Origin of the sequence: Methanosarcina sp. A14 (assembly GCF_001729375.1) — an archaeon.
Taxonomy (GTDB): Archaea; Halobacteriota; Methanosarcinia; order Methanosarcinales; family Methanosarcinaceae; genus Methanosarcina; species Methanosarcina barkeri.
On the sequence record NZ_LZPK01000113.1, the window covers coordinates 1 to 9,061 of the forward strand.

The 9,061-nt window shown below is 38.5% G+C and carries 4 protein-coding genes; 3 read left to right on the plus strand and 1 reads right to left on the minus strand.

The features are described from left to right. Nucleotides 1–530: 530 nt before the first annotated feature. The 3 genes from A9239_RS06230 to A9239_RS06240 all read left to right on the plus strand — a co-directional run bounded on the left by A9239_RS06230 (nt 531) and on the right by A9239_RS06240 (nt 6,802). A complete protein-coding gene (locus A9239_RS06230; RefSeq protein ID WP_048119194.1) occupies nt 531–1,169 on the plus strand; it encodes a MarC family protein in 639 nt (212 codons plus the stop codon). A gap of 897 nt (nt 1,170–2,066) precedes the next feature. Beyond that, nucleotides 2,067–4,814 (plus strand): type II/IV secretion system ATPase subunit, encoded by a 2,748-nt coding sequence (locus tag A9239_RS06235; RefSeq protein ID WP_329957109.1) that lies wholly within the window; start codon nt 2,067–2,069, stop codon nt 4,812–4,814. A 47-nt stretch (nt 4,815–4,861) separates the two neighbouring features. Beyond that, a complete protein-coding gene (locus tag A9239_RS06240; protein ID WP_048119191.1) occupies nt 4,862–6,802 on the plus strand; it encodes a hypothetical protein in 1,941 nt (646 codons plus the stop codon). A 446-nt stretch (nt 6,803–7,248) separates the two neighbouring features. On the opposite strand, the gene A9239_RS06245 is transcribed toward A9239_RS06240, so the two are convergent. Continuing rightward, complete coding sequence (locus tag A9239_RS06245) at nt 7,249–8,190, minus strand: IS5 family transposase (RefSeq protein ID WP_048119188.1); 942 nt, start codon at nt 8,188–8,190, stop codon at nt 7,249–7,251. Nucleotides 8,191–9,061: the final 871 nt, after the last annotated feature.

The following is a 9,061-nucleotide window of genomic DNA, read 5'->3' on the forward strand; positions in this document are numbered from 1 at the left end:
TAATTTATTAAATTTAAATGATTCTTCTTTTTAACAAATATTACTATATTTAAAAAATAGTAAATAAAGATATTTATTAATTTAATATGGGTTTGAAACTATAAAAATCGTTTAAATTATGAAACTTTGACCTTGAGCTTTAAAAATCATTGAAAATAAGAGAAACAGTTTTTAGGCGATACAAAAATCTAAATTCCTACTTTACACTAAAGTTAAACAAGATGGCTACACCCCTATGAGCTTTTGGTACATGCATCAAATAAGAAAAATTTTATATTAATGTTAAAGTTTTTCATAAGAACTATGCCAATTGGATAATAAATCAGGTCATCACGTCGTTCTCACTGAGCTAATACTCAATTGTTGAATAATTTAAAAGTTGTTGTGTATACCAATAACTGATCACATATAGAGTTTGAAGGAATTATTAACGTCAGAGTTTCTGTTCAATAACTTGGTGATACAACCGGAACTAGTATAAAAGAAAATATTATATAAATATACTAGATAAAAACGAGCAGGGGAAATAAGTGATAACCGAAAACCTCGGGTTTTTAATCCATGTTTTCACAATTATCTTCGTCGTTGTCAACCCTATCAGTGGAGTGGTAACTTTTATCTCTTTGACCAGCAAGGTGATGGATGAGAAAAAAAACGAAATCGCAAAAAAGTCAGCCATACTTGCGTGCGTAATTGCCCTATTTTTTGCAATTGCAGGAAATATCATACTTAACCTGTTCAACATTAGCGTGGATTCGCTGCGGGTTGCAGGAGGACTCCTGCTTTTCAGCATTGCTTTTGATATGATGCATGCTAAAATCTCAAAGGGGAGGATTACTGAAGAAGAGATCTCTCACTCTCAGGAAAGGGAAGACATCTGGATCTTCCCGATAAGCCTTCCACTTCTGACAGGACCAGGTACGATCAGTACAGTGATTGTCTTGATGGGGGGAACGGAAGCAGTTATGCAAAAAATAATAATTCTTGTATCAATCATAATGACATTCCTTATCTGCTATTACATCTTCCAATTCTCAAGGGTGATTCATAAGCTTATAGGGTATAATGGGATGCTGGTCTTTACAAGGCTGATGGGACTTTTGCTTGCTGCTCTTGCAGTGGATTTAACTGTTAAAGGTATAATAAATATATACCAGTTAACAGTTTAAGACAGTAAGTTTTACATGCTGTCTCACAACTCAACCTGTTCTCTAAACTTCTTGGTATCCCATAATTTACCGGTTTTCGGGCTTCTACACGTCGTTTTAACGGCATGTATTCAAGGCGGGGGTGTTCACCTTACTCAAATAAAATGTCTCAAAATTCATAGTAACCATTGGGTCCCATGGATTCTTTGGAGATGTTAGCCTGTTTATGGGGTAATTTGTAGCATCCACGTCAAAAACAAAACATATCATGCAATTGTTGATGTGCTATTTTTTGATCTTGTAAGCTGCAGCCAAGAGCAAGCTGCAGCCCATTAGGAGATCTGTCTGGAAGTATCAGTGTCTCGATTTAGAAAGAGGTTACTTTCGAGATGAAGCTTTTTTACTGAAAATGAGAGTTGTGCGGATCTGGGAATATTTTTGGAATCGATCACTTGATACCTCCAAGATATAAATAAACTAAGTTTGTTATATATTTATTGGATATGTTCTACATATTTTAATTTTTACTATTTAGATCTACTTTCGTGGGGTTGATTTGCAGGGGTGAAATGAGTATAAGTCCAATATGCAACCATATCAGCATGGTATTCATCGTGCACAACCGTTCAAAAGAGTATATACTAAAGTATACGAATTTCAATATCCAAAAAGAGATTGAAGAAGTTTAACCACTTCTGCTTTTAGTCCTCGTTTGTTTTACCGTCCTCGTGGGTTCCGCCTTAGCCGTATTTCTTTTTGACTGTGATTTTGAGCCGGTTCACCGTTAAAGGTTGGTAGTTGTTGTAATCTTCTGACGGTTAAGCATCATTTTGTCAACAAATTAATAGCCCTATTTTCCGATCAGTCGAAAAAACTTAATACACTTAGAGATAAATTAAGAAGTTGATAGGGAAACGGGTGTTTGATTTGAATATAAAGGCAAAACTTCAGGATGCTGTCAATGCCCTTAATTATGGCAGTCTTTCTGTACCGGACAAAAAAGAAGAAGAAACCTGCTCTTACCGGATAAAGCAGACGAAAAGCCGGAAAACCATTGTTATCAATTGCAGAGATTGTGATTGTGGGTCTTCCCTTAACGATATCTACTGCAGAAAAAATATTCTCGGCATCCTGCAAAAAGAGGTTAAGGCTGACTGTCTGGTACTCTCAAGGTTGTATGAGAGAGATTACGAAGGGGAAGCCCTGTCTTTACTTTATACTCTTGCAGGTTTTGAAGGGATCATAACAGCATATGAAAGCGTGGAAAAAGTGCCCAAAGACTGTACTTTGCCTGAAAAGAAAGCTTGCGAACTGGAGAGAAAAGAGATAATTGCTTCTTTTGCTAAAACCGTAGAAACTGATCCTTTAAAAGCCAGGATGGAAATAAAGCGATTTATTCAGGGAAAAATGCTGAATAAAACTTCAGAAAAGGCTACAAGGAAAATTACAGAGAAAGCTTCAGGACGAACTATTTATAAAATCTCAGAAAAAGTTCCAGAAAAAAGTTTGGAAATTCTTCCGATTTGCAAAGCTTGTTCCGAGCATTTTTATCAGATGCTTTATGAAATTGAAGAAAAACTATCCAGTTTTCCTGAAGTTTCTCTTATTAAAAAATCCGAAACTTGGTTTTTATCAAAAAGACCCGTAGAAAATTCTGAAAAAGGAATTGGTAAGACAATCGAAAAAACAATTGGAAAAGTAACAGGAAGCCTGATAAAGGACACATCAGGAGAAGCAACCCTGGCAAAAATCTCCAGACATTTTCCGTTTATGGCAAGTGCAATCCGGAAGGAAAAAATGGAGAAAAATAAATACGTTGTGGACGAGCTTTTCGACTACGAAAACGGCATCAGACCTCATGTTCGACCCCCTTTTTCTAGCTCAAGGGTCTATGCAGATGTGCCTGAAAATACCGAATTTCTTGAGTGCTACGATATAGACAACAGGGAAGGTAGGAAACTTGAGGTTTCGATTTATCGCTACATTGACAGGCCGGAAAAATTTTACATGATCCGGCCTCCTGAGTATAATCTTAGGGAGGAAGACCTCAAGCTGCTTGAAAAAGTCCGGATGCGAATGATCCATCACAGGCCAAAAGACCTTGTCTTTACAGATCCGGCTGTAGCCAGGGAATATTTCAGGCGCATGGCAAAAACGCTTCTTGAAGAAGAATTGCTCGCAAGTGGGGAAGCCTGTAGCCCTAATGAACTGGAAAGTTATGCTGACCTACTTGCAAGGTATACTAACGGGCTAGGGATAGTGGAAGACCTGCTTTCTGATGCCAGGATCACAGATGTATATATCAATGCCCCTGCCGACAAAAATCCTGTCCACGTTGTGCTGGAGGGAGAAGAATGCGTAAGCAATGTTTTTCTTTCGCAGGACGACCTCGATGCCTTGGTCTCCAGGTTCAGGATCATCAGCGGCAGGCCCTTTGGAGAAGCGGTTCCTGTGCTGGAACTTAACCTTGAGGCTTTCGGAGTAAGGGTTTCGGTAATAGGAGACCCTCTCAGTTCAAGTGGGCTTGCCTATGCCTTCCGAAAGCATTCCCTTTCACCCTGGACCCTGCCTAAACTGATCAATACAGGTTCGGTTTCTCCATATGCAGCCGGGCTTTTAAGCTTTCTTATGGACGGGCAGGCTTCAGTTCTGGTCGCAGGAGAAGTTGGGGCCGGAAAAACCTCCCTGCTATCTGCCATGCTGCTTGAGATCCCGCAGAAATACAGGATTCTTACAATTGAAGACACCCCTGAGCTCCCTATCGAAAAACTTCAGAGTCTGGGCTGGAAAGTTCAGGGTATGAGTTCACAATCCTCAGTTTTGAAATCAGGAGCCGAAATGAGCCCTGAAACAGCGCTTCGAGCAGCTCTGCGCCTTGGAAATTCCGCCCTGGTGCTTGGAGAAGTCCGGGGGGAAGAAGTAAAAGTACTCTACGAAGCCATGCAGGTCGGAAAAGCCGGAAACTCGGTTATCGGGACCATTCATGGCTCGTCCACGGTAAACGTATACGAGAGAATCGTGCACACCCTTGGGGTTCCTCCGGCGTCGTTTAAGGCTACGGACGCCGTAATTATTTGCTCAGGTATAAGGCTTGAGGGCAGCATGAAAAAACTAAAACGAGTGAGCCGTATCGCAGAAACAACCAGTGCCGTGATCGATAATTCCGAGCCTTCGGATATCTTTACGGACATAATGAAATATGATGCCTCTCAGGACTGCCTGCTTGCAGGAAAGGCTCTGGAACAGGGACAATCCGAACTTATAGAAAAGATTGCCAGAAAATGGGGAATTTCCATAGATAGGGCTTTAAAAGGTATCGAACTTCGCGCAAGGATAAAAGAAAAAATCGCAGTTGAAGGGCTAAAAAAACCTTTCCTGCTGGAAGCCGAAGCCGTTAGCCAGGCAAACAACATGTTCTGGCTGCTTTCAGATTCTATGAAGAAAGACAAACCGTATGAGAATGAATATGCAAATGGAAATAATTCTTCAAATAATTCTTCAAATAATTCTTCAAATAATTCTGTAGGGAACTCTGCAAATAATCCTGCAGGTAATTATGCAGCTGATTCGGAAGCCGGCTGCAGGGACGACATGGAACCTCTTTATAAACAGTGGGAAACCTGGTTTGAGAACTTTGCCAAAAAACGTTCGGGTACAGGAAAATAGGTGTCAGAGAGGAGTTGTTAGAGAGAAAAGTTGTCAGAGGGAGAAATATGGAGGAAGAGAGCAACTGGTATGTGCGAGCCTGTAAAATTACAGCAAGGCAATGGATATGGGCTGTCTCTGACCCTGCCGCTTTCCGCAGGCGATGCGAAAAGAGCGTAAGCCGGGAATACAGGGACGCCCTCAGGTTTACTGGTTATGACCTTGAAGCTTTCGAAACCGTGCTCTTTTCCTATGTGGGAACCTTTGCAACTTTAATCCTGCTGGCCGGAGTAGATCTATTTCTAATCCTTTCAAGAAGTTTTGATGCCAGAGTACTTACTATAATGGGAGTCCTGACTTTTATCATTCCCCTGCTCGCACTCTATTACCTGAGTGAGTATGTGAAGCTCAGGGCAGGATTTATGAAAATATCCTCTCTTGGAGACATTCCTGAGATCCTGAGTTATATAGTCATGTCCATGAAACTTGTTCCTAACCTGGAACATGCCGTGCTTTTTGCTGCCAGGAATTCCGATAGGCCCCTTGCAAAGGACTTGCGAAAACTCGCCTGGGACCTGAACCTCAGGATTTACAGCAGCATGGATGATGCGCTTCTTTCTTTTGCCGACCTGTGGGGAAGGAATAGCGAATATTTCAAGCGTTCCCTCCACCTTATAAAGAGCTCGACAGCCGAACCTGACGAAGCCCAGAGGGTTATAACCCTGAACCGTGCCCTGGACATAAGCCTTGAAGGCACGGAAAGTCTTATGGATGCCTTTGCAGCAAAGCTGAAGACCCCAAGTTATATTCTTTACTCGATATTCATACTGATCCCGCTTGCCCTTGTAGCTCTCCTGCCTGCGGTTACAGTTGTAGGAATAAAACCTGAAATAATAGACCTTATTTTCATTTACGACCTTATTTTCCCGGCTCTTGCTGCCCTATATTCCGAATATATTCTTATGCAGAGGCCTGTTGCTTTTACTCCCAGGGAAATTCCAGACTCTCATCCTGACCTTGCAGATATCAAGCAAAAGAAACGCTTTGCTTTAACGCTTTCAGTCCTGGTATTCTGCCTTATAGCGCCTTTAGGATATCTCCTGCTGAGGTTAGGAAATCCAGGAGGAATAGTTGCAACCGCGCCTCTTGAAGGATATTTTTCACCTACTCTCCCGCTTATTCTGGGTGGAACAATTGGAATTTCAGTATACCTCTATTTCTCGGCTGTTCCTTACAAAAAAATAAGAGACCGGATAAAAAAGATGGAACAGGAATTTGCAGATTCCCTTTTTGTGCTCGGGAGGAGAATTTCGGAAGGAAAAGCACCGGAAGAAGCTTTTGCCCATACTGCCAGGACTATGGAAGGCTCAAAAATCGGAGAAGCTTTTCAGGAAATTTCAATGAACCTACTCAGTATGCGGACAAACCTCAAAGCTGCAATTTTTGATGAAGATTTCGGAGCCTTCAGGCACGTATATTCAGAAAGAATCCGGAACACAATGCTCCTTTTTACGGAAAGTGTCCACAAAAACCATGAAGCTGCAGGTGCCTCGATTATAAAACTTGCAGACCATCTAAAAGAGCTCGGGACAGTTGAAGAACGAATCCGACGCTCCCTTTACGACGTTACCTCAACCATGCGCTCTACAGCTGTGATTTTTGCCCCACTCATTGCAGGGATTACCCTTGCCCTATCTGAGGTTATTACGAAAATTCTGAGCCAGGTAGCCGAAAGGGTAAACCGAATTCCTTCCGACACATCAGGAATGCCTGTTGAAATCGGGCAGGCAGCTTTTTCCCAGTCAATTTCTCCTGACCATTTCCTGCTTGCAATAGGGGTTTATATTGTCCTGATCAGTGCTATTCTCACCCGCTTTGCAGGTTCGGTGGAATATGGAGGAGACAGGACTCAGTTGAAATACGACCTCGCCTGCATGCTCCCAATTTCAATTGCGATATTTGCAGTGTCTACTGCAACATCAAGAATTATCTTCAGAGGGCTGGTGTGAAATAAGAGTTATAGTAAACTGGTGATTACTGTTCATTCAAGAATTGATCCTAAAGTGTAAATAAAACCGCATTTTATTCCATACGTCTTCGGTTAAGTGAGTAATCGTGACAAATTGCGTCAATTTCCTCAACATTTGTCAAATATTTTATAAATTACGAGCTGGAGCAGGGTATCGATTTCATGCAAATAGGCCAAAATTTAAGACCTGCTTCTAATACAAAATCGATAGCTTTCAGGCAAGAAAATTCCTTAACCGATGACCAATGGATTGTTCTTTGTTATTTTGAGATTTATAACTCCACTGAAATAATAGCTAAACAATGACTCAAAATTAAATATAATCATTTTTTTATTTTAATCTTTTTCTTTATAAGGGAAGTACTATATAATGTCACGTTTTTAATTCTTTTTCATTATATGTTTAAATATTAATTTACTGGGTTTTTAAATGAGAGACCAAAAATATGGTAAATCTTGTAAAGCATAACGGGGCTCTGTAGAAATCCTTAATTTTATGCAAACTATTTCCACTACTTTTTTATTTATATTGTACACTATCAGTTTAATTTTTATTTCTTTGACTTGATTATAGAACTTTCTTGCTCTTAGTACTTCTCCAAACTTCCTTTTGACAACAGAAAACGTTGTTTCCGCTATGTTCCTTTTATTATATTTGATTTTATCAAAGTTCAAATATAGCTTTCTTCTGTATTTTCCTCTTACTTTCTTCCTCTTTCTTTTTCTTACAGGCATAATTGAATCTGCTTTAATTTCTTCTCTAATTAGAACATGAATTTTTTCAGAATCATACCCCTTATCTAGGACGTAACATCCAGATTTTCTTGACTTATTTGATTGTCTTATCAGAGCTTTTGCATGTTTGACATCATGATCTGTTTTTTGACTGATTTTCCATCCTAATATCACTTTTTTTTCTGTATCTACTGCTATTGAAGTTTTCAGGAAGCTACTTCGGAGCTTCCCTGTTCTTCGAGAGTAATAATGACTTGCATAAGAACTCGTAAATCCAGTTGCATCAATTGCTGTAATTGAAGCATTTTCTCCATGTGAATAAAATAGTTTTAGAGTTTTTGACAAAATTAGGTTAAACAATGACGAAGGGATTCTTGATACAAACTTTTGAAGAGTAGTGTAATGAGGAACCTTATCAAGGTCAAGTTTTTCTTTTATATTACTCATAAGGTCAATAAGTTCGACAAAATCACGATAATCTGTGCTTATATACTCTTTCAGTAAAACAAGAACAAGAAGCTGATGTTGAGTGTAAACACGTTTGGAATACTTACATGAGTAAAGGTTCAGTCTGGAAGACTGAACCGTTTTAAGACTGAGATCAATAAATTTAATATACTTATTTGATGACAATAGAAATTGCTCCTCGTTTTTTGTGGGGACAAAGAATAAGAAGCATTTTTACAATCTTATTTTTATAAATTTTTGGGTAAAAACAGAATCTAGAGGATTTCTACAGGGCCAAAATATACTCATTTTTTAAAAAGCTTTAAGAGATGTCGATTTAAAAAAATGCGTTTCATAGTCTTTGGAATGAATTTTTACTAATTCGCATAGCTCTGATTAGCCGATATCGAAAATTTTCTTTGAGTAAACAAAATTAGATAAAATTTGAAGAAAATTCTTGACTTTTGGACACTCACATTAATCTCAAATTTCTATTAGTAAGCCAAAAAGGTATGTTTCTATTGTAGTATTTTGGCGTAGCCTCCAATATTTATTGTTACAGGGCAATATTCGCTTAAATTTCCCTTTTAAGAATTCCCCATTCTATGAGTCTCTTTTCTATGTCCCTCACTTCGTAATCTGTAAAAGAAAGACTCTGGTAATGCTTTAGGGATGTTATAGTGTCATGACCCTGTCTAAGTATACTTATTAAATTATTTTAAATAATTATCGATAAACCTTTATTTTAACAGACATAATTAATATTGACAATTAAAATGAAGAAAGTCATATAATTATTGTACTTTTATGAATAAATAAAAATTTATTCAATTATATTTATTAATATAGGGATTTTTTATCTTTCTTTTTATTTTATTGTCAAATATAGAAGTAAAAACGCTTAGGTAAATAGGGGTGATATATTTTGAAAAGTGAAGAACATATTTTAATAATTATATTATTAATGTTTTCCTTTATATTTTGTGCAGCAACCATGCCAGTTAAATCTGCACAGAGTGACGTTTTGAAATCCCCTACTGCTGATTTCTTTGCTTTT

Excerpts from the sequence above, each read along its gene's own strand:
- A9239_RS06240 (WP_048119191.1), top strand. The coding sequence starts at position 4,862 with ATGGAGGAAGAGAGCAACTGGTATGTGCGAGCCTGTAAAATTACAGCA.